A 26,274-nucleotide genomic window follows, 5' to 3' on the forward strand; every position below is an offset into this window, starting at 1 on the left:
TTCAATTCATCAAGGGATCAAAATCCGCCTGCATCTACTTTATTTTGGCAAGTCTTACTCTTGACACTGTTTTTCTTACCATGCCAAAACCCCAAACAATAATGAGTGGAATTACCACTCCCACCATCACACGAAATAAGCCATTAACGACAGTAATTTCGTTATGCCAGAAATTAAAAATTTGAATAGGTATCATATGTAGCAAAAAAACACTTTGACTATAGGGTTTTAACCTTTCAAATCCGCTTATCTTGTTTTTCGTAATAACTAATAATCCAAACAAACACACCGTAAATGGAATAGTGAAGTACATAAAATTCTTATCAATTCCTTGATTTTGATATACAATCATTCCCTCAAAAACTCCAACAAGACTAGCTAAGATCAATCCATAGAAAAGTGACTTGGAGTATTTTTTTAATTTATACTTATTATCTGCCAGAACAAACCCTATGAGAACAAATATCGGACTAAAGAATAAACCATTCCTTGTAGTCGCAAACACACTGAAATATTTTTCCACGCCTGAAACGAGCAACGGATTAGAAAAAAATGCTGAATATGTTTCAATAGAGCCAATCGAAAAGAGCAGGAAACAAATCAGCAACATCCATCTATAACCTAGTTTTTGAAGCATGTATCTCACAATAACTATCGAGAAGATTAAAGCAGGAAAATACCACAAATGATAGAAGCTTCCACTGTATAAGAAAGAGACAATAATTGCTATTGGTAGTAATCCTAAATGAACATGGACTGTCTGTTGTACCAACTGAATACCAAAAGGTATGTAAAGCATAAAAGTCGCTGCATAGAGATATACTATCTTTCTCAGCCACTTAAGCGAATGCCCTTCTCTTTTGCTGTTCAATCGAAAGAAGTACGCATTATTGATGAAGAAAAACGGGACAGCGATTCGACAAATTATGCTTTTAACTATAAAATGCAATGTCGGATCACTAACAATCGTTCCAGAGTGGACAACGACAACACAAACCGTTGCAATAAATTGTGCAATATATAGGTTCTGATTTTTGTTATTCATGGCTTCTCCTTATGATTTGGCTCTTACACTAATAATTAACTGTAAAAGTAAAAAAAACATTTAAAGATTAGCAAAATCTAATAAATATATGTAAATATCGAATGAAAGTTTTTTTAATAGTATTTTCTCATTCAGCAATTTCATTTTATATCTCAATTATATTCAACGTCTATTGAAATATTTACGCCTCCAGATTATCGCCATTTATCGTGAGCAACTGGCTTTTCTGACTAAATATAAAGAAAGGCTTCCAAACATCTTACAGTAACAAAGCATTGGAAGGGAAAAACATAAAATCAAGGTCCTCAAAAATTGAAAATAAAAAAAGAACCCTTGAAAATTCAAGGGTTCTTCCTCTGTCTGATAATGAGAAATTAACGACGGATTTCTTTGATACGAGCTGCTTTTCCGTGTAATGCACGTAGGTAGTACAATTTCGCACGACGTACTTTACCGTAACGGACAACTTCGATTTTTGCAACACGTGGTGTGTGCAATGGGAATGTACGCTCAACGCCTACACCGTTAGAAACTTTACGTACTGTATAAGTTTCGCTGATTCCAGCACCACGGCGTTTGATTACAACACCTTCAAATAACTGGATACGTTCACGAGTACCTTCGACAACTTTCGCATGAACACGTACAGTGTCACCAGGGCGGAAAGCTGGAATGTCAGAACGTAGTTGTTCTTTTGTTAATTCTTCGATTAATGGATTCATTGTTTTCTTCTCCTTATTCCAAACATTCTTATGAGTAATTTCTCACAGCGGAACATCGTAATAGTTAAGTGTTTTTACACTCACCATAGAATACTATCATATTCTATGGTGAGTGTAAAGAAAATTTTCATTTATTTGTTGCAACTCAAGCTTCTTCTTTTTTGATCTCCGCTAGCATTTTTTCCATTTGCGGTGTCATGTCTAATTTTTCTAACATGTCTGGACGTCGAAGATATGTCCGGCGTAAGGATTCTTTTAGTTGCCATTCTTCAATCAATTTATGGTTACCATTGGTCAATACTTCTGGTACCTTCATGTCTTTGAATTCTGCTGGTCTTGTATATTGAGGATGTTCCAACAAGCCAGTAGAATGCGAGTCTGTTTGGGCAGATGTTTGATTACCTAAAACATCTGGCAATAGCCGAACGGTCGCATCGATCATCACCATGGCGCCTAGCTCACCACCGGTCAATACATAATCTCCCAATGAGACTTCATCTGTTACGAGTGAACGGATGCGCTCATCATAGCCTTCATAGTGGCCACAAATAAAGATCAAATGCTCTTCTTCCGAAAATTCTTCTGCCATTTTTTGATTAAATGGTTTACCAGCTGGATCAAGCAAGATCACACGTTTCTTAGTCTCTGGATGTTTTTCTTCGATGGCTTTGATATTGTCATAGATAGGTTGGACTTTCAATAACATCCCTGCCCCACCACCATAAGGATAGTCATCGACTGTTTGGTGTTTGTTGTCCGAATACTCACGGAAATTAAAAACATTGATTTCTAACAATTCTTTTGCTACTGCTTTACCAATGATCGATTCCCCCATCGGACCTTCAAACATTCGCGGAAACAAAGTCAACACGTCAATCTTCATCATCGATCAATCCTTCTAATAATGTCACACGAACCAAGCCATTTTCAAGATCGACTTCTTGAACGACGGAATCGATATACGGGATCAGTGCATCTTTTTTCTTTGGTCGTTGGATGACCCAAACGTCATTTGCGCCTGGAGATAAAATCTCTTTGATCTTTCCTAGTTCTTTTTCGTTTTCGTCGATGACCTTCAAGCCAATGATTTCATGGTAGTAATATTCATTTTCTGTCAATTCAACTAAGTTTTCTTTTGATACACGTAAGATACCATCACGATATTTTTCAACGTCATTGATGGAAGGATGATTCTCAAAGCTGAGTAAATCAAAGTTTTTGTGTTTACGGTGACTCTTTACAGTCAATTCTACAGGAGCTTTTCCTTCTTGGAAGAGTGTCAAAACTTCACCTTTTTTGTAACGTTCTTCAGGGAAATCTGTGGTTGAGATGACACGGACTTCGCCTTTGATTCCTTGTGTATTGACAATCTTGCCAACGTTTAGATATTCAGTCAACTTTTGTCCTCATTTCTTTCATGATTCTTCTCACTCTGCTTGGTCACGATTTGCTTTTGGACTCAGAGTGTTCTATCGTTTCCTGTCTATTTTAGCATGTGGTTCTTGGCAATTCTAGTCTTCTTTTATTGTTGTTCCATGGAAACAGCCATTTTTAATGCATTCATCGTATCTTGATTCGTGATGGTATAGACAGTGGTTGGTTGTTGCCAAATGATTCGAGTATTTTGATTCGTGCCATCGGTCATATTGATTTCGATCGTTCCGACTTTTTCCGGTGCAGGTAAGCGGGCAGACTCCAAGTAAGTCACGATCTGTTTCGCCAAAGGTACAGGATCTTGTCCGTCAATATTGCTGGCACGTATTCGTAACCGCCAATTTCCTTCTTGCCATTCAAGAATCGAAGAACCAGCAGCACCTTGTTGATAACCGACAATGTTATAACCGAGATCGACTTGTCTTCCTCCAGTATCGACCGTAAATGGCTGAATCGTGTTCAGTGTTTCTTGGGAAGATGCAAAGTCATCTTGATAAAGGTAAGAAGCGATTGGTTCTGCTTGGTTCAATGAGGCGTCGTTTAGTGGTAGCGCTTGTTCTGATTGATAGTATAAGACAGAAAAGCCTTGTTTTGTCATCGTTGCTGCGATGTTCAAGTTAGATGACCCAACTGGGATCTCTTTGGGCATCGGTGTGTCTGGATACTCTTTTTGCAATTGCTCAAAGGCAGTTTGCGTCGAATTTTCTTGCGTACTCGTACTTGTTTCAGCTGATGAGACTGTCTCATTGCTACTTACGGAAGATGACCCTATCTCTTCTTTTGAAGTACTTGTTTCTGTCGTACGAACTGTTTCATTTGTCGTTTCTTGACTCGTTTCACTTGGTGATTGACAGGCACCGAGTAAAGCGACTGCGAATAAGCTGATCAACCCTATTTTTTTCATTCGAAACACTCCTCTCTTACTATTAAGGATACGCTTTGTACCTGTTTTTGCCAAATATGATCTCTAAAGAACACAAAAAAACTGTTTCGCGAAAACGAAACAGTTTATTCTTTATTGTCGATGATATTCAAACGCACTTTTTTCGGTGCATTGATTCGTACTCCGTAAACGATCGTGCGGATTGCTTTCGCAACGCGTCCTTGTTTACCGATGATACGACCGATATCTTCGGGAGCCACAGTTAGATTGTATTCGTAAAAATCTTCCGACTCAACGACTTCTAGCTGGACTTGATCAGGATAAGTAACTAACGGACGAACGATTGTTAAGACTAAGTCGCTTAAATCTTTCATATCCGGTCACCTTATTTCTTTGAGAATTTAGCTTCATGATGTTTTTTCATAACGCCTTCTTTTGAAAGGATGTTACGTACTGTATCTGAAGGTTGTGCACCTTTTGATAACCAGTCAAGTACTAAATCTTCTTTTAAAACTACTTCTGCAGGGTCTTTCAAAGGGTTGTAAGTACCTACAGTTTCGATGAAACGTCCATCACGAGGAGAACGTGAATCAGCTACGACGATACGGTAAAAAGGACTCTTTTTAGAACCCATACGTTTTAAACGGATTTTAACTGCCATTATATATTTCCACCTCCATTGTTTTATTCACAAGATGTAGTGTACCAGTTTTTTTTTACCCTGTAAAGCTTTTTTTCTTTACAGTCTGATTTTTTTCTATTTTTATTCTTTCTCTAAGTAGTTAGTGTCCTTTTCTACGGATTTCTTCTTACTTTTTTTGCATCATCAAGGTTGAACATAGGAAGCTTGTAAATCCCCTATCCATAAGCATTTCCTGTGTTTTCGATCACACATTAAAATAACCCAAGTGTTTTTATTTGCTCAGTTTACTTATTTTTTGTAAGATAAATATAGAAAGATTGAAGGAGGAATTGTTTTATGACAAAAAAAATTGGTTTTTTCATCGGAAGTTTAAGAAAAGATTCATACAATAAGAAAGTTGCAGAAACTTTTGCGGACTTATTACCGGAAGGATACGAGCCTGTATTTATAAAAATCGATGACCTTCCTTTTTATAACGAAGACATTGAAACACCTGAGCAAACACCTGCAGAATGGACACGTTTCCGTGAAGAGGTCAAAGACCTAGACGGCGTGATATTTGTTACTCCTGAATATAATCGTTCAGTACCAGCTGTATTGAAAAATGCCTTGGATGTTGGTTCACGTCCTTATGGTCAAAGTGTTTGGGATAAAAAACCTGGTTTAGTGGTCACTGCTTCTCCTGGTGGAGTTGGTGGTTTTGGCGCAAATCATCACTTACGTCAATCATTAGTCTTTTTAAATGTCCCAACATTACAACAACCAGAAGCGTATATCGGAAATATCACTAACTTACTTGATGAAGATGGCAACATTATCCAAGGAACCGTTGATTTCTTCCAAACGATTTTAGATGCGTATCTAGATTTCGCTGGAAAATTGAACGCTTGATGTCTTGCTAATTTTACAAAAAACCACGAAACAGCATGTTGTTTCGTGGTTTTTTGTATGACCTACTATTCTTTGTGCTCTTCTTTATGATAGTGTAGCTCAATAAACTCCCCAAAGCGTTTCGTGTCCACCAATTGATACCGCTGTACATAATCCCCTTCTTGAAAAAGACGAATCCCATTCCCAAGTAAAACCGGCGCAATTTGAATGTACCATTCATCGATCAGTTGCTGTTCAATGATTGGTTTGAGCAAACTGCCCCCACCAACTACCCAGATCCTTTGTTCACTTGATTCCTTCAACCCCTTGAGAAAGCTTACGGGATCTTCGTGAACGACCCTAGCATCCTCCAACTTCAATTTTTTGTCTGTTGAAAAGACATAATTGGTTTTTTCTGGATAGATCTTGGCTGTATCTAAATATTTTTTGGCTTCTTGGTACGTTTTTCTGCCCATGATCGTTGTATCGATGGTTTGATAAAACGCATCATAGGTTGTTTTTTCCCCAGTAGGCGTATCGAAGAGCCATTGTAAGTCATCATTAGTTGTTGCTAGATAGCCATCCATACTGATTGCTCCGTAAAAAATGATCTTAGACATATTATCCTTCTCCTTTAGCGTTTGACTTCTTGGTGGCGAAAACAAGTGATCAGGTGATCGTTGATGATCCCTACCGCTTCTAAAAAGGCATAAATGGTCGTACTTCCAATAAATTTGAAGCCGCGTTTTTTCAAGTCCTTTGAGATACGATCAGAGAGTTCACTAGTAGTTGGCACTTCACTTTGGTCTTGGTAGTTTCCGGTTACCACTTTGCCATCCACAAAAGACCAGAGATAATCCGAAAAACTGAGTCCAGTGGCTTGCATTGCCAAAACAGCTTGTGCGTTCGTTATTGCCGCTTCGATTTTTCGACGATTGCGAATGATCCCCTTGTTGTTCATCAATTCTTCGATTTTTTCTTCATCATACTTGGCAATTTTTTCGAGTTCAAACTGGTCATAAGCTTCATCAAAAGCTTGGCTCTTGTTCAAGATCGTTTGCCAGCTAAGACCTGCTTGATTGATATCAAGCATTAATTTACGGTACAGTCGTTGATCTTCATATTCAGGTCCCCCCCAAATCGTATCATGGTACTCACGCATCATTTCAGTTGATTCACTCCATGGACAGCGTTTCATCGACTCACTCCTTTTAGGATTTTCAAACAATGTATGAAAAAACTCCGAAGACAAAATTAAATACGTCTTCGAAGCTTTTTTGCACTTGATTACTGTTTATTTCTTTTTCTTCTTTTTCTTTTTGTTTTTCTTCATCATGCGATTCATCGCCATTTTTCCTAGCTTCCCTTTGACGCCAGTACCGAACATTTGGTCCATGCCAGGAATATTCATGTCCCCTTTAGACATTTGTTGCATCATCTTACGGGATTCTTTGAATTGTTTGATCATACGATTGACTTCCACTACGCTGTTCCCTGAACCAGCAGCAATTCTGCGTCGACGGCTAGGATTCAATAGGTCTGGATTTTCACGTTCTGCAGGTGTCATCGAATATACCATTGCTTTTTTACGCTCAACATCTTTCGGATCAACTTTGATATTTTCGATTCCTGGCATTTGATTCATCCCTGGGATCATTTTTAATAAGTCTTCGATTGGGCCCATACCCATGACTTGATCCAATTGCTCAATGAAATCATTGAAGTCAAATGAGTTTTCACGCATTTTTTGCGCAAGCTCTTCTGCTTTTTTCTCATCATAGTCTTGTTGCGCTTTTTCGATCAGCGTCAACATATCCCCCATACCAAGGATACGACTTGCCATACGATCTGGATGGAAGACTTCTAAGTCAGTCAGCTTTTCACCAGAACCGATGAACTTGATCGGTGCACCGGTCACTGAACGAATCGATAGCGCCGCTCCCCCACGTGTGTCTCCATCTAATTTTGTGATGACGACCCCGGTGATCCCTAATTGTTGATTGAAGCTATCCGCAACGTTGACGGCGTCTTGACCAGTCATCGCATCAACAACGAGTAAGATTTCGTTAGGTTGTGTCAAGTCTTTGATTTGTTTTAATTCATCCATCAATGTTTCATCAATGTGTAAACGACCGGCTGTATCGATCAATACGTAATCATTTTTCTTTTCTTTTGCGAGTTCCATCCCTTGACGAACGATTTCTACAGGACTCACATCTGTTCCCATATCAAAAACCGGAACATCCAATTGCTGTCCTAAAACTTTTAACTGGTCGATGGCAGCAGGACGGTACACGTCACCTGCAATCAACAAGGGACGAGCATTTTCATTTTTCTTTAAATAATTCGCTAATTTACCAGTAAACGTTGTTTTACCTGCCCCTTGCAACCCAGCCATCATGATGACAGTCGGGATTTTAGGAGATTTAGTCAATTCAACTGTTTCAGAACCCAGAGTGATCGTTAACTCTTCATCCACGATCTTTACGATTTGTTGTGCTGGAGAAAGACTATCAAGTACTTCTGCTCCAACTGCACGTTCGCGCACACGTTTCGTAAAATCTTTGACTACTTGTAAGTTGACATCGGCTTCTAATAGCGCAAGACGGATCTCGCGCATCATTTCCTTGACGTCAGCTTCAGAGACTTTTCCTTTTTTTCGTAACTTTGACATCGCCTGTTGTAGGCGTTCAGTTAAGCTTTCAAATGCCATATTTTATTCATTCCTTTTTGTTATTCTTCGATTTCTTGAATTTTTTTGATGTATCCTTGTAGCGTTTGATCTTCAGGATACTGTTCATTGATATAGTTCGTCAATTCTGTCAACAACTGTTCACGAACGACATAGTCAGAAAAAAGGTGGAGTTTTTTTTCGTAATTCTCCAAGATCTTGCTCGTTCGTTTGATATTATCATAAACTGCTTGGCGACTGACTTCATATTCTTCAGCGATTTCTCCAAGTGAGAAATCATCTGCATAATATAATTCCATATAATTCATTTGTTTCTCAGTCAACAGTGTCGAATAAAATTCAAAAAGAGCATTCATCCGATTGGTTTTCTCAATTTCCATTCAACTCACCTCGTTGATCCATCCACTCTTCTTCTGAGCAGACACTGATTTTTTGTTGGAGAAAATAGGCGGTAGCTACGCCAATGCCTTCTTTCAGACTACCAGTGAAACTACCATCATAGATAGTTGATGAGCCGCAGGAAGGACTATTTGCTTTTAAGATCAACGTTGAGATCTGCTTTTCCTTTAGCACTTGATAAGCATTGATCGCACCTTTTTTATAGGCTTCTGTGACATCTTTTCCAGAGATCGTCATGACCTTAGCCTGATGATCCCAGACATCAAACCCATCACCACCAACGATTTCTGCTGGTTCTCTTGGAATGGGCAAACCTCCTGCTACTTCTGGACAGATCACGATTGCTTGACCTTCTGTCACGAGTTTTTTTAAGGCAGGGATTGTTTGTTCCCGGCCATCATAGCGACATGACACGCCACCTAAACAAGCACTGATACCGATCATCGGACATTTTCTCCTTTAGCTGAGCAAATTGCTTTTATATTATACCATTTATTTAGCTGGTTAAATAGTCCTTGCCCCCGATTCTGTGCTAAAATAAAGGAGATGAAATTTATCAAAAGGAGAATTTATGAAAAAAGTACTAGTTGTTGATGACGAACCCTCAATTGTAACATTACTGACATTCAATCTTGAAAAAGAAGGATATAAAGTAACCAGTGCTGCAGATGGTCAAGAAGGTCTTGATCTTGCATTGGAACATTCATATGATTTCATTATTTTAGACGTGATGCTTCCTTCGATCGACGGAATCGCGATCACACAAAAACTCCGTCAAGAAAAAAATGACACACCTATATTGATCCTAACAGCTAAAGATGATCAAGTCGATCGAATCATTGGACTGGAGATCGGTGCGGATGATTATTTGACGAAACCCTTCAGCCCTCGGGAAGTCCTTGCACGGATGAAAGCCATCTTTCGTCGGATCGAACCCCGTAAAACTCAATCTGATGAGGCAGAACCAGAATACTTATCCATTGGACAAATCAAAGCTGACTTGACGAATTATCAAGTGACGATCGAGGACCAACCAATCGAACTCACACCGAAAGAATTTGAGTTACTTGTTTATTTCATGAAACGCAAAGATCGAGTGATCGACCGAGATACACTGTTGGATCGTATTTGGAATTTTGATTTTTCTGGACAAAGTCGTATCGTTGATGTCCATGTTAGCCATTTACGTGAAAAAATCGAACGTGACCCGAAACATCCTAAATATTTACTGACTGTTCGGGGCTTTGGCTATAAATTTCAGGAACCAAAACGATGAAAAAACAATGGAAAAAATTCTCCGAGCGCTTGTTTTTTCTTCTCTTGTTGCTTGGCTTATTTTTTGGCGGATGGCAGATCATCTCCCATTATTTCCAACAACAGATCATTGAACAGCAAGAAAGTTATTTGACTAAAAAAGCGCAGCTATTGGCACGTCAACTAGATGTCGAGAATCCTGCTTCTGCTAGTAATAAAGCAGTTCTGGATGAATTTGTCCATCAATCCAATGAACGAGTGACGTTGATCGATCAAACTGGCACGATCATTTATGACACGGAAGAATCTTCTCTGCATGAACAAAGAAAAACACGTCCGGAAATCAAAGCGATCTTAGAAGGCAGTACGCTTGGCACTTCGCTTCGTAAGAGTACGACATTGAACGAAGAATTACTTTATGTCGCCTTGCCTATCAAAGTCAATGGGAAATTAGTAGCGATCATTCGCATCGCTGAACCTACAAGTGGCTTTCTTCCTCGCACGGAAAGTTTTCGCCGATGGGTATTCGGCTTCTTCTTGGTGTTCTTTCTTTTATTGACATTTATGATCTACTATCTGATTTACCAACGGAACCAACCACTCAAAACAGTGATTCCTGTTTTGAAAAAGATGGTCAAGAACCCGGAACAAACGGAGATCATTATGCAGACTTCTGATCAATGGGAAGAATTATACCAGACGATCAATGGCTTGAGTGAACAGATGACCAAAATGTATCGCGCCTATACGACGACGGAAGAGCAATTATACAGCTTGTTGAATGAATTGATGATCGGTGTCTTTCTGATTGACTCCAATGCGACACTGCGTCTGCTTAATCCAAAAATGCAAGTCCATCTAGGTGTGAAAGATTATCAAGAAAATCAACATTACACAGAAGTGATCCGCGAACCAAAATTGATCCAATTGATCCATCAAGTTTCTCCGACTGAACCGATCGTTCATCAAGAAGTCACGATTGCTGACGGTACGCAAACACTGGATATCAGCTTGCGTTATTTCAATAGTTCAGAGGATACTGGCCAAATTTTAGGTGTTGCTTATGATCTGACAAAAGTCAGACATTTAGAAAAAATGCAAAAAGATTTTGTCGGCAATGTCTCACATGAATTAAAAACACCTGTCACTTCTTTGATCGGGTTTACTGAGACTTTACTGGACGGTGCAAAAGAAGACCCCGACACACTGACTGAATTTCTATTGATCATGCAAAAAGATGCGATTCGTTTAGATAAGCTGATCCGAGAAATTATTCAGTTATCAAAAGACGAAGAGAGTTTACATGAAACCCAAACGATCTATATGGAGCCTTATTTCCAACAGGTGATCCAAAGCTATCAACCAATGATCCGGAAAAAACAGTTGACGATCAAATTGATTGGAGAAAATACTGCCTTTACGACACATCCTGATTTGCTTTACCCGATCATCAAAAACTTGTTTGAAAACGCGATCCAATATTCAAAAGAAGAAAGTGAGATCATCCTTCGCTACGAAAGCCACGATCAGCTGATTTTCTCTGTACAAGATTTTGGTATTGGTATCGATCGCGAAGATCAAGAACGCATCTTTGAACGTTTTTATCGTGTAGATAAAGCGCGTAGTCGCCATTCAGGTGGTACAGGATTAGGATTGTCGATCGTGAAAGAATACGTGAATTTACTTCATGGTACGGTGGAGATCGAGAGTCACCCTGGTATCGGCTCTACCTTTATTGTGACGATCCCTAAAATCAATTAATCGTGAACCTGATAGGCATAAATGAAATAAGCGTCAACCTCCAAGAACATTTCTGTTTTAGGAGGTTGACGCTATCTTTTTGTATACAATAAGTCTTGGCTCACTTCTTGAAAAAGGGAAATACTTTTCTCCAACGTTTTTTCGTACGTGTCGCATCGATCTTATCTAAATGCAAATATTTTTCCACGAAAAAGGTCAACTGACGAAAGATGGATTCTGCTGCGAAAAAGAGCATGACCACCATTAAGATAGACACTGGAGAAATGGCTGATATTGAAAATAGTTTATGCAAGAAGACAACAGAAAAGACGATTCCACTTGCACAAAATAGCATGATCCGTGTTCGAAATTGGTTCAATGGTTGACAGATTTTATAAAGGACTAAAAAGCCAACAACGATCAGCAACATGGTAGAAGCTGTCGACGTATCGGTTTTGTTCAGATTTAAAATTGAACCACCCACGACTAAAGCGCCTACCACCATCATATCGGTCAGACCACCCGGAATGGCTTTTTCCAAGACGTTCTCAATGAATCGGCCTTTGATTCGGTTTTCATTTTCTTCCAATGCTAATAAAAAGGAAGGTAACCCGATCGTAAATAAACTGATCAATGTGATTTGTGAAGGTTCTAATGGATAAGTGAATGCAAAAAGAACAGAAAAAACAGACAATAAGAATGAAAAAATATTTTTTACTAAGAAAAGACTGGCAGAACGTTCGATATTGTTTACGACACGCCGTCCTTCGCCAACAATCTCTGGCATTTTAGAAAAATCTGATTCCAACAAGACCACTTGTGCAGCTTGCATCGTCGCTTCATTCCCTGATGCCATCGCAATGCTACAATCGGCTTCTTTCATCGCCAAGATATCATTTACCCCATCCCCAGTCATCGCCACTGTATGCTTCTCTTTTAGTAAACGAACAAATTCCTTTTTTTGTTCTGGTTTGACACGGCCAAAGACGGTATATTTTTCCATGGCTTCTGGAAATTCTTCTTCCCTTAACGAGGAGACATCCACATATTGCTCCGCGTTTGAAATACCCGCTTGTGTGGCAACATGAGCAACTGTCGCTGGGTTATCACCAGAAATCACTTTGATAGCAACTTCTTGTTTCTTAAAGTAATTAAACGTCGCTTTCGCTTCTTGACGGATCGGATTGGCAATCAATAAATAACCTAACGGGATAACGGCTTCTTCCAAGTCTTCTCGTGAAAGTACTCCTTGGTATTCACCGAAAACTAATACCCGATAGCCTTGATCCGTATACGCGCTAAATTCAGAAGCATAACTCGTGAACGCTTCACGCAAGACCATTTCTGGTGCTCCAAGGACATACGTTTTATCCGTAAATGTCACGCTGCTATATTTTCTCACAGAAGAAAAGGGTAAACTTGCTGTTGCCTCCCTGTCAGAATGCTTCGTGAAGTAATTTTTGATTGCTTGCATCGTTTCATTGTCAGCTTCGATTGCCTGTGCGTAGTCACCAAGTAATTCATCCAACTGATCTGCTGTTTGTTTTGCTAAAGAATTTTCAGGAATCAGCACACGTTGAACGTCCATTGCATTTTCAGTGATTGTTCCTGTTTTATCGACACATAATACATCCACTCGTGCTAACGTCTCGATACTTTTCATGTCATGAAGCAACACTTGTTGTTTCGCTAGGCGTGTCGCACTCATTGCTAGAGCAATCGTCGTGAGTAGGTACAGCCCTTCAGGAATCATACCGATCAACGCAGCTTCCATCGAAACAATACTTTCCCTCAACGTATTGCCATTGTAAAAATAGCTTTGAGAAAATAAGGTCAATCCAATGGGGATAATGATGATCCCTACCCACTTGATGATCCTATCTAACGAAGCAATCATCTCTGATTGTTCTCCAGTACCCATTTCTTTTGCCTGCATCGTTAATTTGGCAATATAAGATTCATTGCCGACTCGTGTCAACTGAACCTTCGCTTTACCCGCGACGATGAAGCTTCCCGACATTAGTTCGTCGCCGATTTCCTTATTTATCTCATCCGCTTCACCAGTCAATAGCGCTTCATTCACTTGTAGATTGCCGTCTATGATCTTTCCATCTGCGGGGATCTGGTCTCCTGTTTTTAGAATGACGAGGTCATCTAGCACTAACTCTTCGATAGTTATCTTCTGTTCTTGACCATTCCGTAATACTTTGACCGTTGCGGCGTGTAACATGCTCAACTGATCCAAGATTTTCTTGGAATGGATCTCTTGATAGATTGCAATGCCCGTATTTGCCAATATGACAGGTAAAAAAGTCAAATTTTTATAGGAATTGACGACACATAATAGAATCGCTAAGACTAAAAAAATCAGATTGAAATAAGTAAAGACATTCTCCATCACGATCTGTTTGTTCGTTTTAAATGTAGGACTCGTTGCTTGATTGACAGCGCCAACACGGATTCTTTCTTGTACCTGTGTGTCTGTCAGCCCTTCATTTTTGTTAGGATCAATGCGTTCTAATTGTGTCAACATTTGCTGCATCTGTTTTTCTCGCTGTTTTTCTTTTCTTCTCATAACTAATCCCTCAACTTTTTTTCTACTCTTTAACCATACGTCATTTCGTCCAATAAATCCTCAGATATAACTGATATTCTTCTTTCAAAACTGTCATATGGAAAAAAACGAAAACGTAGAGTGGGCAATAAACTAAAAAAGCTTAGATCCTCAACGAGGAACTAAGCTTAATGATCAATGGTAGTCGTTATGAATAAACATGTGATTGAAAGATGTATTCAATCTTATGATAAGTTACCTTCTGCGTCGCGTTCAACTTTCATCATGCTGATCGGTAGGTAGCCTAAATCTTGTACTGGTCCTTCTTGAACGGCATCTGTCATCATGAAGTCTAAGAACTTCTTCACTTCTGGTTCAGGTTCGCCATTTGTATACATATGCTCATAAGACCAAATTTCCCAGCTGTTGTCTGAGACATTTTCAGGAGTTGGCTCTACGCCGTTGATTTTCAACGCTTGAGTAGAATCATCTAAATAAGAGAAAGCTAAATAGCTGATCGCGCCTGGTGTTTGTGAAACGATTTGACGAACTGTTCCAGATGAATCTTGTTCTTGAGATTGTACTGGCACTGCGCCATCTAATGCCCAGTATTCAAATGTTGCACGTGTTCCACTTCCGTTTGCACGGTTGATGACGTTGATTTCTTGATCTGCTCCGCCTAATTCACTCCAGTTAGTGATCTTGCCAGTGAAGATGTCGATCAATTGTTCTTTTGTAATATCATCAACGCCTGTATCTTTATTTACGATTGGTGCCATTCCAACAACTGCTACGCGATGGTCTACTAATTTACTTGCATCGATTCCATCTCTTTGTTCTGCAAATACATCAGAGTTTCCGATTGTTACAGCACCTGACGCTACTTGACTAAGACCTGTTCCACTTCCGCCACCTTGAACAGAAATCTGATAGTTGGGGTTATCTTGTGTAAACATTTCTTGTGCAGCATCAACTAAAGGTTGCAAAGCGGTTGAACCGACCGCTACGATTTTTACTTGATCATCTGAACTAGCCGAGTTGCTTGCTGATCCATCCGTACTTCCTGAACCAGAACCACATCCAGCTAAGATAAAACCTAATACTCCTAAAGAAAATAAAACTTTTTTCATTTGTATGCCCCTTTCTTAGTTACAAATTGATTGTATCAGGGTACTGTAAATCCTAGATATTGAATATGTAAAGTTATTGTTAAGTTGTGTAAATATATCGTAAAACAAAAAACGTCCGAAAATGGACGTCCTACAAAAAACTATATCTTTTCTATAAGTAAAGATTGTTCACGGATCTCTGTATAATAGAATAGGCCGACTGCTAACGCAAAGGAAACAATCGCTATATAAAAACAAGGTTTGATGGTCAAAAAATACATCGCAGAATAGCTTGTATCTTTTAGTCCACTTTCACTTAATCCATTCGGACCGATGATGATCCTCGGTAATATCGAGAAATAAGATGTAAAGACCAGCATAGAAGAAAACTGGATCAAATGCCAATTATACTTTTTTATAAATGTTTTTGAAACGATCAAATTCACACTGATCAAAAAATAAAAAAGGGTCAATGTCGGAAAATTTTTGGAAATAATAAAGCCACTTCCATTGATGATGCCTAGAATCTCGGCACCTTGTACCACTGCATTCACCCATGTAAAAGGCAAAAGAAAAATTGGGAAAAACCAAAGAAATAAATACAATTGTTCTAGTTTTATTCTCTTTTTCATACAAAACCTCCCAAAAGACACTCCATCTATCATACTATATTCTATTTCTCTAAAAAAACTGAGGGGAAAGACTAGTTTTTTAAGAATAAAGCAATGAGATTTTATTCATTTTATTCAGAATATTTCTAAAAAGAATTGATTATTCATTGTTTGATCTTACAATAAAAAACAAGGAAAAGGTTTGGAGGAATGTACCTTTGCGATTATGCTACATAAAAAAAACAATTTATTTATTGATGTGTGTACCTTATTTTTATCTTGCACTACTTTTTGATTATTATTATCATTCGGTCAACCTATTTATACTATTGATATTTTTGGCTTTTTTCCTTGGTTTTACGTTGAGACGAGCCAATCGTTTAGGAACATTGGTTCTTGGCAATCTTTGTTCTACGATCACCTCTTATTTATGTTTTGCTAAATGTACTGAATGGCATTTTTTATATCATCCTTTTTCGCCTGAACAGATCATCTTACTGCTCGCTGGTGTTTACTTATTTCCACAGTTATTAGGGATCTTTTGGGGTAGTATATTTGCCTATTCGCGCAAGCAAGTAAAATAAGCGTTCACTTTTTTAGATAGCAAAATAAAAGTAAAACCCCCAGAGACGGCTAGTGGTCGTTAGAGGGCTTTACTTTTATTTTTATATTCTTTTTGGCCTAGGTTCAATGTTTAGCGAAGCAATCAAGGCAACACTTCGTAGTTTTTTATATTTCATGTAAATAGATTTTTTTGATGATCAGCTTATCGAATAGTTGAGATTGACTATCTTGTTCACCGATGATCTCTGCGATTACGATTTTACCATTTGGTTTTTTCCTTAATTGGTAATTGATTTTACCCGTTTCTGTTAATTCATTGAGCATATCAACAACCCCGCCAAAACCAGTTTTCTTCGTAATGAATCCCAATGCCACCATTCGTTCATCAAGATTTTTAGCAGAGATAGATACACCTGTAACTAAATATTGTTTTAAGGCGCTAACCAATTCATCTAACGATTCAGAAGTGGATACGATGGCCGTGCGATTTTTTGTGAATGGTTCGTTTGTCCCAGTTCCATTTGTTTTTGCCTCTTCTGTTTCTGTCGCAACGAGTTGGCGAAGCGTGGCTAATTCTTGCAACAACGTCTCATATTGCTCTTGGGTCAACATCACACCAGCAACTTTTTCACGATTAAAAATATATACGCCTGTTTCAGCTTTTCTAGCTTGGTCAAACACATCCATCGGCGATCTTTTCACTTCTGTAATCGAAGATGTAGGTACTTCTAGTTTCTTTAATTCCAATGGATTTTCCTCCTTTGTTTTTCCAGTCCATTATAGCATATTCTAGCGTTCGATGATTCGTTTACTCGTAAAAGTTATCTTTGTGTTGATCCAATAATCGATGTCTGATAATAGTTTTTCGATTCCAAGTGAGTCTTGATAAAAATAAGTTTTCTGATCATTAGTGAGACTAGCAGAAAAAAAGTGGTCTGTGATGACAAGTTGAGCATAACTAGGTGGCTTACTCCTGGTACATACGTGGATCGATGTGCGTTTGCGATGACGTAACGTTTTATCTAAAATTGCTGCAAGTCGTCTAGCTTCTTCATGGTCATAGCGAAAAAAGAACACGATTTTGACTTCCGGTGCATACATCTCCAGATAGCCTCGTTCATTTAATAATTTCAGCAACATCCTTGCCCAATCGGTGGTTGGCTGAAACAAAGCTTGTTGCAAAGCGATACGAAACTGGTTTGATTTTTCAATAAAATTAGGGATCGTGTCTGCTAATGCTTGGTAGGCAACAGCTTCTTCATGGATAAAGCGATCATGAAGACCAATTGAATATTTTAACCACTCTTGGAATAGTACTCTTGTTATTTTCTTTTTGTTGGAACTTTCAAAATCATTCGTCAACCAAAATAATGAATCTAATTTTTCAGTAACGATCGATAATTTTTGATAGACGGAGGTTTTTTCGATCCTTTCCCACCGCTTTTCTGTGATCAAATGGCTATTCAGTCGCAGGATAGCCCGATAATTCTTTTCTTTTGTCGGAAGCTTTTGTTCAGAGCGAAAGAGTAGTTCTGGAAAAATATCATAGAAGAACAATTGATGATTTGTAAAAATCTCAATATCTGTATGTTTGGGACGTTGGTCTAGAAGTTGGATGAATAGTTCTGAAAATGTTTGATCATGGTCTTCCTTAAAAAAAGTTGGGAACTCTTTGAGAAAACAAAAAAGTAAATATCTGATTTTTCGTTCAGAACCATAGATTTGCCGCTTTTTGTAGGAAAAAGAAAGATGATAATCCCCTAACCATTTTTTCAATCGTTCTTGTGCGGAACGATCGTATTCGAAGGAGTATTCCCTTTGTAAAATCAGATCCCGTAATAAACAGAACGAATCCGATCGGATCAAAAATTCAAACAAAAGAAATGGCTCATTGTATGCTTGATGATAAACCAGTTGGACTTCTTTTTTGTCATACGCTAGTTCTAAGGGATAATCCTCTGATTTCAATCGCTTCAAATAACGATCGATCGTTTTGACATCGACATCCATCCTTTTTGCTAAGTCGCTTTTCTTCCATCTCAGATCTTTCATTTGGTTGATCAGTAAAAAGATATTCTGTGCATTTTTTGTTAATAATGTTTGCCAATTCATTGCTTAACCTCACTCTATCAATAGTTTTTCCAGAGTGGTTCATCAATACTCTGAAAATGTCTCTTATATAAAGTACGCAAAGAAATATTTTTTATTTTTATTATTTTACTAATTTACAAAATTAACCAGAAATTAATCCAAAGTCTCTCGTTTGTGTAAATCATACCAACGACAAAAAAGAAGTGGGCCCTTCGTTCTCTCCCACCACCTAAAACCGGATAAACGGCAGGAACAGAAGTAACTTCTTCAGAAATAAGACGCCAGCCACAAAAATTTGAAAAACAATTTTCGTGGCTAGCGCCTTATTTCTTGAGACTGAACATTTCTGTCCCGACCGCATTGACATAGTCATATTCACTCATTATTCAATAATTATTTACTAAAAATGATTATTCTTTGATCTTCAACGTCAACGCATTCAGTGCTACAACTACGGTACTCAATGACATCAAGACAGCTCCAATCGCTGGGCTTAACAAAATCCCGATCGGTGCAAGAATCCCTGCTGCCAAAGGAATGGCAAGAATGTTGTAACCAGCTCCCCACCATAGGTTTTGGATCATTTTCTTTCTCGTTTGTTTGGCTAGATCTAAGAAATGCAAGATATCTATTGGATCACTGTTGATCAAAACCACATCCGCTGAGTCGATCGCAATATCGGTTCCTGCTCCAATCGCCATCCCGATCGTCGCACGTGCTAAACTTGGGGCGTCGTTGATTCCGTCACCGACCATGATGACTTTTTTCCCTTGTTCCTGATAACGTTTGACGATATCTTCCTTGTCATTTGGTAAAAGTCCGCCATAATACTCTTCAATACCTAAGTATTGTGCGACCACTTCTGCTGCATGTGGATTGTCACCAGTCAACATCACCGGAGTGATATTTCTTTCTTTGAGACTTTGGATAAAGTTTTTTGCTTCTGCTTTGATGATGTCGCCTAAAGCCACTAATCCCACTAAACGATCATCGATCAATAGAAAACTGACTGTATTCCCTTGTTCTTCGTAAGGAGTTAATCGTTCCTTTGCCATTTCAAGTCCTAAACGTTTGATTTCTTTTTCGTTGACTACTTTTACATTTTTATCTGCTACTGTGCCAGTTAAGCCAACCCCTGAAAGATTTTTTTGATTCTCTGCTTGATAAGGAGAAATATTTTGTTCCTTCAAATAACGCATGATCCCAATGGCTAAAGGATGATTGGCGTTCGCTTCTAAGGCACCTAGATATTTCAATAGTTCTTCTTGAGGATAATCATCGTCTAAGCTTTCGATACCAGTGACGGTGAATTTCCCTTCCGTCAACGTACCTGTTTTATCCAGCATGATGACATCTAACTCATTGGCTTGTTCTAAGGCGCGACGACTTTTGAGCAACAACCCATTTTTAGCAGCAATCGACGTCGAACGTGCAACAACTAAAGGAATCGCCAAACCTAACGCATGAGGACAGGCAATAATGAAGACGGTGACCATCCGTTCTAAAGCAGTTGGTAAATCGGTTAAAAAGAGCCACACAACAAATGCCAATAGGCCGGCGATCAATGCGACATAAAACAACCATTTGGCTACTTTGTCAGATAAAGATTCTAGTTTTGACTTTTCACCTTGTGCTTGACGGACCATATCCATGACTTTGGCTAAATAGCTATTTTCACCAGTTCCAGTCACTTCGATCTCAATAGTGCCGTCTCCATTGATCGAACCACCGATCACTGGATCAGATGTTTGCTTTTTGACCCCTTTGGATTCGCCAGTTACGGCAGATTCGTCCACGATCGTTTCACCTTTCAGGATCTTCCCATCCGTTGGCATTTTATCTCCTGCTCGAACGACTAAATGATCGCCCTCTTTGACCTCTTTTAAAGAAATTGTCTCTTCTGTCCCATCTGTACGTAATCGTTTGACCGTTTCCGGTAATAATTCTGCTAATTTCTGTAACGCATTACTTGCATTAGAAACGGCACTCATTTCGATCCAGTGTCCTAACAACATGATGACGATCAACGTCGCCAATTCCCAGAAGAAGTCCATTACATGAGTATGGGGATTGATGAGATTTGCGATAAAAGAATAGACACTATAAACATAGGCGACACTGATTCCCATAGCAATCAAGGTCATCATTGCTGGACTTTTTTGTTTCAATTCCATTTTAGCACCACTTAAAAAGGGTTGTCCGCCATAGATGAATAAGATGGTCGCCAAGATCAAGACGAGCCAATCAGAGCCAGGGAAAGTCACTTGAAAGGGGAATTCCATGCCCATCATGGGAGAAAACAAGATGATCGGAATCGCTAGCAACAAGGACAACCAAAATTTTTGTTTAAAATTCCCCATGTGCATCGAATGATCCATCCCGCCACTCATATGGTCATGATGATCCATGGAACTATGATCCATTGAGTGATGCTCATGTGCCATGCTCTCGTGGTTCATTTTTGTATGGTCCATACTCGTATGATCCATTTTATGGTGTGTCATGTTCTTTTGTTGCTTCATTTCATCATGATGATGCTCGTGCATCGTTTGTTTTTTTTGCTCGTTCATTTTCATTCTGTCCTTTCCTTTGTTGAACCGTTTATTTCTTCATTTTTTGGTTTAGACTTAATGAATTGAGTAACACACTGATTGAGCTAAAGGCCATCGCTCCTCCGGCAATGATTGGATTCAATAAGCCAAACGCAGCAAATGGAATGCCAATCGTGTTATAAATAAATGCCCAAAATAAGTTTTGTTTGATTTTTTTCAAGGTCACACTTGAAAGTTCGATCGTTTGTCCAATCGACGAGAGTTGACTATTCATTAACGTTACATCTGCTGTTTCCATGGCGATATCGGTGCCATTCCCCATGGCGATACCGACATTTGCTAAAGCCAAGGCGGGGGCATCATTGATACCATCACCGACCATTCCCACTTGTTTTCCTTCTTTTTGCAATTTTTCGACATAGCCTGCTTTTTCATCAGGTAATACTTCAGCAAAGATGTTTTCTTTTGGAATACCAACTTCTTGTCCAATCGTCGTTGCAACTGATTGATTGTCCCCTGTGACCATATAAACTGCCAATCCTTGGGCTTGTAATTGTTGGATTGCTGATTGTGCGTGTTCTTTGATCTGATCAGCCACAGCGATCATACCCAATACTTGTCTGTCATCTGCAAGAAACATCACGGTTTTTCCTTGTCGTTCTAATTGTAACGCTTGTTCTTGATACGCTTCAAATGAAACGTTCAGCTCCACTAGTCGTTTTCTCGTACCAATAAAATAAGATTTTCCATCGATTACCCCACTGATCCCAGCACCCGGATGTGCTTTTGCTTGAACCACAGGCAAAGTCGCGATCGCCTGTTCTTTTCCATAAGTCACAATGGCTTTTCCTAAAGGATGCTCTGAGCCTTGCTCTAATGTGGTGGCGATCGTTAACACTTCTTCGTCACCAATAACGTCTGTGACCACTGGTTTACCTTGTGTGATCGTACCCGTTTTATCTAAAAGAATCGTGTCTAGATGTGTTGCAGCTTCTAATGCCTCGCCGCCTTTGATCAAAATACCCTTTCGTGCGCCTAATCCTGTACCAACCATGATAGCAGTTGGTGTCGCTAGTCCTAACGCACAAGGACAAGCAATAACCAACACTGAAACACTATGGATCACTGCCAGTTCCCAGTTGCCACTGATGAGTCCAGTGACTATTAAGGTAAAGAAAGCAATGACTAAAACGATAGGAACAAAAATACCAGAAATCTTATCAGCAATTTTTTGGATCGGTGCTTTACTTCCTTGGGCATCTTCCACCATTTGGATGATTTGTGAGAGGACAGTTCCTTTTCCTACTTGGGTCACCGTCATTTCAAGAATCCCTGTGGAATTGATGGTTCCGCCGAAGAGTAGATCCCCCGTTTTTTTCTCAACTGGCACACTTTCTCCAGTCAACATTCCTTCATCGATCGCACTATCCCCTTTGATGACTTTCCCATCTGTTGGGATTTGTTCTCCCGGTCGGACGAGTAAAATATCCCCAATCTCTACTTCCTCGATTGGTATGGTCTTTTCTTCACCATTTTTTATGACCTGTGCTGTTTTTTTCTGAAGAGACATCAACTGCTTGATGGCATCGCCGGTTTTGCTTTTCGCTGTGTGTTCCAAATATTTCCCTAACAAAATCAGTGTGATGATCATATTGCTACTTTCAAAATATAAGTCCGATGAATGTGTACTGAAAAAACCATTGTATACACTAAGCGCAAATGCGGCGGTCGTACCGATTGCCACTAATACATCCATATTGGGTGCATTTGTTTTGATGGCATGATACGCTCCTTCATAAAAGCGCCAACCAATATAAAACTGGACAGGGATTGCTAAAATCAGTTGAACCCATGGATCATGGAAAAAATGGACAAGCGTTCCATGAAAGCCTAACATCATTGCAATCATCGCAATCATCATAGGAAGCGTCAAGATAGCACCTATGATGACATCTCGCTTCATCTTTGTTAAATAAATTTGCTTTTCTTCTGCAATTTTTTGCTTATGTGCCTCATCATATAAAATCGCACCATAACCAATGGTTTCAACACTTTGGATCAGTTCTTCGATTGATACTTCCTGATAATTGACCGTCGCTTTTTCTGTTGCCAGATTAACAGTCGCAGATAATACACCCGGCTGTTCATTCAACTCTTTTTCGATTCGTGCAGCACAATTTGCACAAGTCATTCCAGTAATCACGAGTGTGTCTTTTTTAGCTGGATGCTCCATTTAAATCACCTCTGCTTGATAGCCTAAATCATTGATTGCTTGACATATCGTTGATGGTTGGATCACTGTTTCATCTAATGACACAGTTCCAATCTCTTTTTTTAAGTTGACATTGATTTTTTTAACACCCGGTAGTGCATTGACCGTTTCTTCCACTCGTGCAACGCAATGTTTACAGCTCATTCCTTTGATCGTTACTTTTGTTTTCATCGCTGGTTTCCTCCTAGTTGTTTTGATGGCAATGGCATTGTCCTGGAATGCAATTGCACTGGATAGTTGTTACTGGCTCTTTTTTCTTTAGTTCTGCCATGATTTGGTCGATATCTGCTTGTGTCAAAGTTGCTTCTGAAACAAGATCTGCAATCGTCTCGCCGATTTTCTTTGCACAAATATGTGAGAATAAATTCTCTGCAGCACTTTGCACAGTGTCCGTTTCAGACACCGCTGGATGATAAATAAATTTTTTCCCTTCTTGTTCTGTCCAAATCGCTTCTTTTTTGACAAGTCGCCCTAATAACGTTTTGACTGTTGCTGCTTTCCAGCCCATTGATTCAGAAAGGATCTGTGTGATTTCTTGGGCAGTGGTGTCTCCTAATGTCCAGATGACACGCATGATCTCCCATTCTGAATCACTGATTTTGATTGGCTTTTTCACTTCTTCCATATGTATCACTCTCCTCTTCGTTTACAACTGTAAACTTCATTCATAAATACAGATTACACTTGTAAACGAAAAGTGTCAACTACTTCTACTTCGCCATTGCTCTAAAAATTTTTTTTGCTGTCGCGGACCATTCAAAATGACTAATTTTCCTTCTGCTCCGTGTTCATAGATTTTTTTGATTGCTAAGGGTTCTCTTTCTTTCTTGAAACGCCAAACAAAAAGTAAAAAGTCCAAATATTCTTTGTCGAATTTTTCTATAAATTCTTCTGGAACATCTGGACGGGTACTTTTATCTAATTTTCGTTTGAGCGAACGTTTGACCACACGATACATCGCGATGTGTCTCGGCAAGCGAAGTAACAGGATCCAGTCAGCTTGTTCAATTCGATCTTTTGCAATCGATAGATAATTCCCTTCGATGATCCAATCCTTGTTCTCAGCCATAAATTTTCCCTGTTCTTTTAACAACCACTGCTTGGCTGCTTTTCCATAGTCCGTTGCTAGCCACAATCGATCAAGGGCTAAAAGAGGGCTTCCTGTCGTTGCTTGTAAGCTTCTTGCAAGTGTGGATTTACCTGCACCGGACTGTCCAATAATCATTATTTTCATCTTGTCCTCCTTCGAATGGTCATCTTTTTATTTTACCTCTTATTCTTAATAACGCAAAAAAAGACCGAACCAATCGTTGGACTGATTCGGTCAAATTTTTTTAAAGTTGAGAAACTGGTTCTTTCAATGGATTTTTCTTATTATCACGACGTGCGATCGCTGGTAAGATCATACCTAGTAAAATCAAAATGATCGGTGTGACGATATTTGAGATCAATTGGAACCACCAAGCTTGTGGATCAGCAGCGTATTCCACTTTTGGTACCATTCCCAAAATACATGCAAACGCAGTGAAAGCAAAACACCAAGCACCAAAGATGAATCCAACTTTAGGATTTTTCACGAACTTATATTCTGACGTGAATTTTTTGTATGCTTTGTTCAACATCATATAGGCTAGGAATACCCATAAGTAACGCATTGGCATAACGACTGAATTTAAGTTCGTCAACCATTTAACTAATTCATTCATATCTTTGATACCAATAATCGGTAATAGAATGATGATACCGACTAAGATACCAGTTAACATGTAACCATTGACCAACGTTCCTTTACGGTTACGTTTACGTAACCAACTTGGTACAAATTCTGGATCTGCATCGGCTAACAAGATTTTCAATGGCGCATCAATAGAAAATGCCAAGGCAGAAATTTGACCGACCATATTCGTCAATGCATAGATGATCATCAATGCATTACCGATACCATAATAGTTACCTAAGATTTGGAAGGCACTGTACGCACCGTTTGCCATTAAATCTTTTGGAATATTGTCACTTGCAAATAACATACCCATTGCCACAGAACCTAAAACAGCACAGATACCGACCATCGCTGCTAAAAAGATCATCCCTTTTGGAAATTCTTTTGCCGGGTTACGTGTAGAATTAACATAAGGAGAGATTTTCTCAGCGCCTCCTACAGCAAAGACTAACATTGAAACAGTCGTAAAGTAACTAAAGTCAAACTTAGGAATATACGTTTTGACTTGGTTCATATTTGCTGTCGCAAATTCCATCGTTGGATTGATGAATGGCGCAGTAACAGCAAGTAAAATGAATAATAATGACATGACGAACATCGCTGTACCTGCTAAACCACCGATAACTTTCAACGTTGATAAGCCTTTTGTTGATAGATACAAGAAAGCTAAGAAAATGATCAAGGAGATCACTGCGACCATTTGGACAGACATCGTATTGACGATATCGCCATTTCCTTGAACTGCCCAACCAGCTGCAATCAAAATCGCTTGTGGTTTTTGTGCTAAGTATGGAATATGCACGACCCAATATGTCCAGGCAGCATAATAAGCTAAGCGTTTATTCGAAGTAGTATTTTCTACCCAAGAACTAACGCCCCCTTTACTATCTTTGAATGCTGATCCTAATTGACCGACGATCAGTGCATAGGGGATAAAATAAATAGCTAGGATCAATAACCATGAAGTGATTACTGAGATTCCTTGTTGCGCGTAGTTATTGACGACATTCCCCATACCCCAGACCATGTTGAATGCAATCAACGCTACTGTAAACCAGCGCAGTTGTTTTTCGTTCATCTGATTTCTCCTTTATAAATATTTAATAATTATTCATTGAC

At 39.0% G+C, this 26,274-nt stretch carries 27 protein-coding genes; 4 read left to right on the top strand and 23 right to left on the bottom strand.

Translation table 11 applies throughout. The features are described from left to right. Positions 1-34: 34 nt before the first annotated feature. From IGJ39_RS09280 to rpsP, 7 genes are all read right to left on the bottom strand, one after another. Positions 35-1,045 carry an acyltransferase family protein gene (locus IGJ39_RS09280; protein WP_195273226.1) on the bottom strand — a complete coding sequence of 337 codons (1,011 nt, stop codon included), beginning with the start codon at positions 1,043-1,045 and terminating at the stop codon, positions 35-37. Between the two features lie 374 nt (positions 1,046-1,419). After that, positions 1,420-1,767, bottom strand: coding sequence for a 50S ribosomal protein L19 (gene rplS, locus IGJ39_RS09285; protein ID WP_002286913.1), 348 nt, complete (start codon positions 1,765-1,767; stop codon positions 1,420-1,422). Between the two features lie 145 nt (positions 1,768-1,912). Then, positions 1,913-2,650, bottom strand: coding sequence for a tRNA (guanosine(37)-N1)-methyltransferase TrmD (gene trmD / locus IGJ39_RS09290; protein WP_181055211.1), 738 nt, complete (start codon positions 2,648-2,650; stop codon positions 1,913-1,915). Beyond that, on the bottom strand, positions 2,640-3,164 hold the full coding sequence (gene rimM / locus IGJ39_RS09295; RefSeq protein ID WP_010735009.1) for a ribosome maturation factor RimM: 525 nt from the start codon (positions 3,162-3,164) through the stop codon (positions 2,640-2,642). The genes trmD and rimM overlap by 11 nt, the downstream gene beginning before the upstream one ends. A 125-nt stretch (positions 3,165-3,289) precedes the next feature. Beyond that, complete coding sequence (locus tag IGJ39_RS09300; RefSeq protein WP_104776377.1) at positions 3,290-4,105, bottom strand: hypothetical protein; 816 nt, start codon at positions 4,103-4,105, stop codon at positions 3,290-3,292. Positions 4,106-4,209: 104 nt separating this feature from the next. Beyond that, a complete protein-coding gene (locus IGJ39_RS09305; RefSeq protein WP_010735007.1) occupies positions 4,210-4,458 on the bottom strand; it encodes a KH domain-containing protein in 249 nt (82 codons plus the stop codon). An 11-nt stretch (positions 4,459-4,469) separates the two neighbouring features. Beyond that, positions 4,470-4,745 (bottom strand): 30S ribosomal protein S16, encoded by a 276-nt coding sequence (rpsP, locus tag IGJ39_RS09310; protein WP_010735006.1) that lies wholly within the window; start codon positions 4,743-4,745, stop codon positions 4,470-4,472. 318 nt (positions 4,746-5,063) lie between these two features. Here rpsP and IGJ39_RS09315 point away from each other — a divergent pair, with 318 nt between their 5' ends. Further along, positions 5,064-5,618: an NADPH-dependent FMN reductase gene (locus IGJ39_RS09315; RefSeq protein ID WP_104776378.1), complete on the top strand. Its 555-nt coding sequence runs from the start codon at positions 5,064-5,066 to the stop codon at positions 5,616-5,618. A 65-nt stretch (positions 5,619-5,683) separates the two neighbouring features. On the opposite strand, the gene IGJ39_RS09320 is transcribed toward IGJ39_RS09315, so the two are convergent. From IGJ39_RS09320 to IGJ39_RS09340, 5 genes are all read right to left on the bottom strand, one after another. Continuing rightward, positions 5,684-6,217 carry a dihydrofolate reductase family protein gene (locus IGJ39_RS09320; protein ID WP_104776379.1) on the bottom strand — a complete coding sequence of 178 codons (534 nt, stop codon included), beginning with the start codon at positions 6,215-6,217 and terminating at the stop codon, positions 5,684-5,686. A 14-nt stretch (positions 6,218-6,231) separates the two neighbouring features. Next, positions 6,232-6,795, bottom strand: a complete 564-nt coding sequence (locus IGJ39_RS09325) for a DNA-3-methyladenine glycosylase I (protein ID WP_104776380.1) — start codon at positions 6,793-6,795, stop codon at positions 6,232-6,234. A 96-nt stretch (positions 6,796-6,891) separates the two neighbouring features. After that, on the bottom strand, positions 6,892-8,310 hold the full coding sequence (gene ffh / locus IGJ39_RS09330) for a signal recognition particle protein (protein ID WP_010735002.1): 1,419 nt from the start codon (positions 8,308-8,310) through the stop codon (positions 6,892-6,894). Positions 8,311-8,330: 20 nt separating this feature from the next. Further along, on the bottom strand, positions 8,331-8,669 hold the full coding sequence (locus IGJ39_RS09335; RefSeq protein ID WP_010735001.1) for a putative DNA-binding protein: 339 nt from the start codon (positions 8,667-8,669) through the stop codon (positions 8,331-8,333). Then, entirely contained in the window at positions 8,659-9,132 is a 474-nt protein-coding gene (locus tag IGJ39_RS09340; protein WP_010735000.1) for a DUF523 domain-containing protein, read from the bottom strand. Before IGJ39_RS09340 ends, IGJ39_RS09335 begins: the two co-directional genes overlap by 11 nt. 127 nt (positions 9,133-9,259) lie before the next feature. Here IGJ39_RS09340 and IGJ39_RS09345 point away from each other — a divergent pair, with 127 nt between their 5' ends. Further along, on the top strand, positions 9,260-9,964 hold the full coding sequence (locus IGJ39_RS09345; protein WP_010734999.1) for a response regulator transcription factor: 705 nt from the start codon (positions 9,260-9,262) through the stop codon (positions 9,962-9,964). Continuing rightward, a complete protein-coding gene (locus IGJ39_RS09350) occupies positions 9,961-11,703 on the top strand; it encodes an ATP-binding protein (RefSeq protein ID WP_438764538.1) in 1,743 nt (580 codons plus the stop codon). Before IGJ39_RS09345 ends, IGJ39_RS09350 begins: the two co-directional genes overlap by 4 nt. Positions 11,704-11,803: 100 nt before the next feature. Here IGJ39_RS09350 and IGJ39_RS09355 read toward each other — a convergent pair whose 3' ends face one another. The 3 genes from IGJ39_RS09355 to IGJ39_RS09365 all read right to left on the bottom strand — a co-directional run bounded on the left by IGJ39_RS09355 (position 11,804) and on the right by IGJ39_RS09365 (position 15,977). Further along, on the bottom strand, positions 11,804-14,257 hold the full coding sequence (locus IGJ39_RS09355; protein WP_438764540.1) for a cation-translocating P-type ATPase: 2,454 nt from the start codon (positions 14,255-14,257) through the stop codon (positions 11,804-11,806). A gap of 224 nt (positions 14,258-14,481) precedes the next feature. Continuing rightward, positions 14,482-15,366 (bottom strand): phosphate ABC transporter substrate-binding protein PstS family protein, encoded by an 885-nt coding sequence (locus IGJ39_RS09360; RefSeq protein WP_108146352.1) that lies wholly within the window; start codon positions 15,364-15,366, stop codon positions 14,482-14,484. 140 nt (positions 15,367-15,506) lie between these two features. Continuing rightward, positions 15,507-15,977: a hypothetical protein gene (locus IGJ39_RS09365; protein ID WP_108146351.1), complete on the bottom strand. Its 471-nt coding sequence runs from the start codon at positions 15,975-15,977 to the stop codon at positions 15,507-15,509. Positions 15,978-16,213: 236 nt separating this feature from the next. Between IGJ39_RS09365 and IGJ39_RS09370 the strand changes: the two genes are divergently transcribed. Then, positions 16,214-16,540 carry a hypothetical protein gene (locus IGJ39_RS09370; protein ID WP_108146358.1) on the top strand — a complete coding sequence of 109 codons (327 nt, stop codon included), beginning with the start codon at positions 16,214-16,216 and terminating at the stop codon, positions 16,538-16,540. 145 nt (positions 16,541-16,685) lie between these two features. Here the strand turns inward: IGJ39_RS09370 and IGJ39_RS09375 are convergent, their stop codons facing one another. The 8 genes from IGJ39_RS09375 to IGJ39_RS09410 form a co-directional block, all read right to left on the bottom strand. Continuing rightward, positions 16,686-17,267, bottom strand: a complete 582-nt coding sequence (locus IGJ39_RS09375) for a hypothetical protein (RefSeq protein WP_010734993.1) — start codon at positions 17,265-17,267, stop codon at positions 16,686-16,688. Between the two features lie 42 nt (positions 17,268-17,309). After that, the gene (locus IGJ39_RS09380) at positions 17,310-18,632 is read right to left on the bottom strand and encodes a hypothetical protein (protein WP_108146349.1); all 1,323 of its coding nucleotides are present in this window, start codon (positions 18,630-18,632) and stop codon (positions 17,310-17,312) included. Positions 18,633-19,021: 389 nt separating this feature from the next. Continuing rightward, positions 19,022-21,187 carry a copper/silver-translocating P-type ATPase CopB gene (gene copB / locus IGJ39_RS09385; RefSeq protein WP_108146276.1) on the bottom strand — a complete coding sequence of 722 codons (2,166 nt, stop codon included), beginning with the start codon at positions 21,185-21,187 and terminating at the stop codon, positions 19,022-19,024. Between the two features lie 25 nt (positions 21,188-21,212). Further along, positions 21,213-23,396: a heavy metal translocating P-type ATPase gene (locus IGJ39_RS09390; RefSeq protein ID WP_438764544.1), complete on the bottom strand. Its 2,184-nt coding sequence runs from the start codon at positions 23,394-23,396 to the stop codon at positions 21,213-21,215. Beyond that, positions 23,397-23,606: a copper chaperone CopZ gene (copZ, locus tag IGJ39_RS09395; protein WP_010734989.1), complete on the bottom strand. Its 210-nt coding sequence runs from the start codon at positions 23,604-23,606 to the stop codon at positions 23,397-23,399. 13 nt (positions 23,607-23,619) lie between these two features. After that, on the bottom strand, positions 23,620-24,060 hold the full coding sequence (locus IGJ39_RS09400; RefSeq protein ID WP_019723074.1) for a CopY/TcrY family copper transport repressor: 441 nt from the start codon (positions 24,058-24,060) through the stop codon (positions 23,620-23,622). 75 nt (positions 24,061-24,135) lie between these two features. Then, entirely contained in the window at positions 24,136-24,669 is a 534-nt protein-coding gene (locus IGJ39_RS09405; RefSeq protein WP_438764547.1) for a topology modulation protein, read from the bottom strand. A 100-nt stretch (positions 24,670-24,769) separates the two neighbouring features. Next, positions 24,770-26,233 (bottom strand): APC family permease, encoded by a 1,464-nt coding sequence (locus tag IGJ39_RS09410; protein WP_010734986.1) that lies wholly within the window; start codon positions 26,231-26,233, stop codon positions 24,770-24,772. Positions 26,234-26,274: the final 41 nt, after the last annotated feature.

The sequence above is a fragment of the Enterococcus sp. AZ140 genome, assembly GCF_051714405.1.
Taxonomy (GTDB): domain Bacteria; phylum Bacillota; class Bacilli; order Lactobacillales; family Enterococcaceae; genus Enterococcus_B; species Enterococcus_B pernyi.

What these genes read in the sequence shown, in the direction of transcription:
- IGJ39_RS09335 (WP_010735001.1), bottom strand. Translation starts at nt 8,669, where the DNA reads ATGGAAATTGAGAAAACCAATCGGATGAATGCTCTTTTTGAATTTTAT.
- IGJ39_RS09365 (WP_108146351.1), bottom strand. Translation starts at nt 15,977, where the DNA reads ATGAAAAAGAGAATAAAACTAGAACAATTGTATTTATTTCTTTGGTTT.
- ffh (WP_010735002.1), bottom strand. Translation starts at nt 8,310, where the DNA reads ATGGCATTTGAAAGCTTAACTGAACGCCTACAACAGGCGATGTCAAAG.
- IGJ39_RS09400 (WP_019723074.1), bottom strand. Translation starts at nt 24,060, where the DNA reads ATGGAAGAAGTGAAAAAGCCAATCAAAATCAGTGATTCAGAATGGGAG.
- IGJ39_RS09280 (WP_195273226.1), bottom strand. Translation starts at nt 1,045, where the DNA reads ATGAATAACAAAAATCAGAACCTATATATTGCACAATTTATTGCAACG.
- IGJ39_RS09320 (WP_104776379.1), bottom strand. Translation starts at nt 6,217, where the DNA reads ATGTCTAAGATCATTTTTTACGGAGCAATCAGTATGGATGGCTATCTA.
- IGJ39_RS09315 (WP_104776378.1), top strand. Translation starts at nt 5,064, where the DNA reads ATGACAAAAAAAATTGGTTTTTTCATCGGAAGTTTAAGAAAAGATTCA.
- IGJ39_RS09360 (WP_108146352.1), bottom strand. Translation starts at nt 15,366, where the DNA reads ATGAAAAAAGTTTTATTTTCTTTAGGAGTATTAGGTTTTATCTTAGCT.
- copZ (WP_010734989.1), bottom strand. Translation starts at nt 23,606, where the DNA reads ATGAAAACAAAAGTAACGATCAAAGGAATGAGCTGTAAACATTGCGTT.
- trmD (WP_181055211.1), bottom strand. Translation starts at nt 2,650, where the DNA reads ATGAAGATTGACGTGTTGACTTTGTTTCCGCGAATGTTTGAAGGTCCG.
- IGJ39_RS09380 (WP_108146349.1), bottom strand. Translation starts at nt 18,632, where the DNA reads ATGAATTGGCAAACATTATTAACAAAAAATGCACAGAATATCTTTTTA.
- IGJ39_RS09345 (WP_010734999.1), top strand. Translation starts at nt 9,260, where the DNA reads ATGAAAAAAGTACTAGTTGTTGATGACGAACCCTCAATTGTAACATTA.
- rpsP (WP_010735006.1), bottom strand. Translation starts at nt 4,745, where the DNA reads ATGGCAGTTAAAATCCGTTTAAAACGTATGGGTTCTAAAAAGAGTCCT.
- IGJ39_RS09390 (WP_438764544.1), bottom strand. Translation starts at nt 23,396, where the DNA reads ATGGAGCATCCAGCTAAAAAAGACACACTCGTGATTACTGGAATGACT.
- IGJ39_RS09410 (WP_010734986.1), bottom strand. Translation starts at nt 26,233, where the DNA reads ATGAACGAAAAACAACTGCGCTGGTTTACAGTAGCGTTGATTGCATTC.
- IGJ39_RS09300 (WP_104776377.1), bottom strand. Translation starts at nt 4,105, where the DNA reads ATGAAAAAAATAGGGTTGATCAGCTTATTCGCAGTCGCTTTACTCGGT.
- IGJ39_RS09370 (WP_108146358.1), top strand. Translation starts at nt 16,214, where the DNA reads ATGTGTGTACCTTATTTTTATCTTGCACTACTTTTTGATTATTATTAT.
- IGJ39_RS09355 (WP_438764540.1), bottom strand. Translation starts at nt 14,257, where the DNA reads ATGAGAAGAAAAGAAAAACAGCGAGAAAAACAGATGCAGCAAATGTTG.
- rplS (WP_002286913.1), bottom strand. Translation starts at nt 1,767, where the DNA reads ATGAATCCATTAATCGAAGAATTAACAAAAGAACAACTACGTTCTGAC.
- IGJ39_RS09305 (WP_010735007.1), bottom strand. Translation starts at nt 4,458, where the DNA reads ATGAAAGATTTAAGCGACTTAGTCTTAACAATCGTTCGTCCGTTAGTT.
- IGJ39_RS09340 (WP_010735000.1), bottom strand. Translation starts at nt 9,132, where the DNA reads ATGATCGGTATCAGTGCTTGTTTAGGTGGCGTGTCATGTCGCTATGAT.
- IGJ39_RS09325 (WP_104776380.1), bottom strand. Translation starts at nt 6,795, where the DNA reads ATGAAACGCTGTCCATGGAGTGAATCAACTGAAATGATGCGTGAGTAC.
- copB (WP_108146276.1), bottom strand. Translation starts at nt 21,187, where the DNA reads ATGAAAATGAACGAGCAAAAAAAACAAACGATGCACGAGCATCATCAT.
- IGJ39_RS09350 (WP_438764538.1), top strand. Translation starts at nt 9,961, where the DNA reads ATGAAAAAACAATGGAAAAAATTCTCCGAGCGCTTGTTTTTTCTTCTC.
- IGJ39_RS09405 (WP_438764547.1), bottom strand. Translation starts at nt 24,669, where the DNA reads ATGAAAATAATGATTATTGGACAGTCCGGTGCAGGTAAATCCACACTT.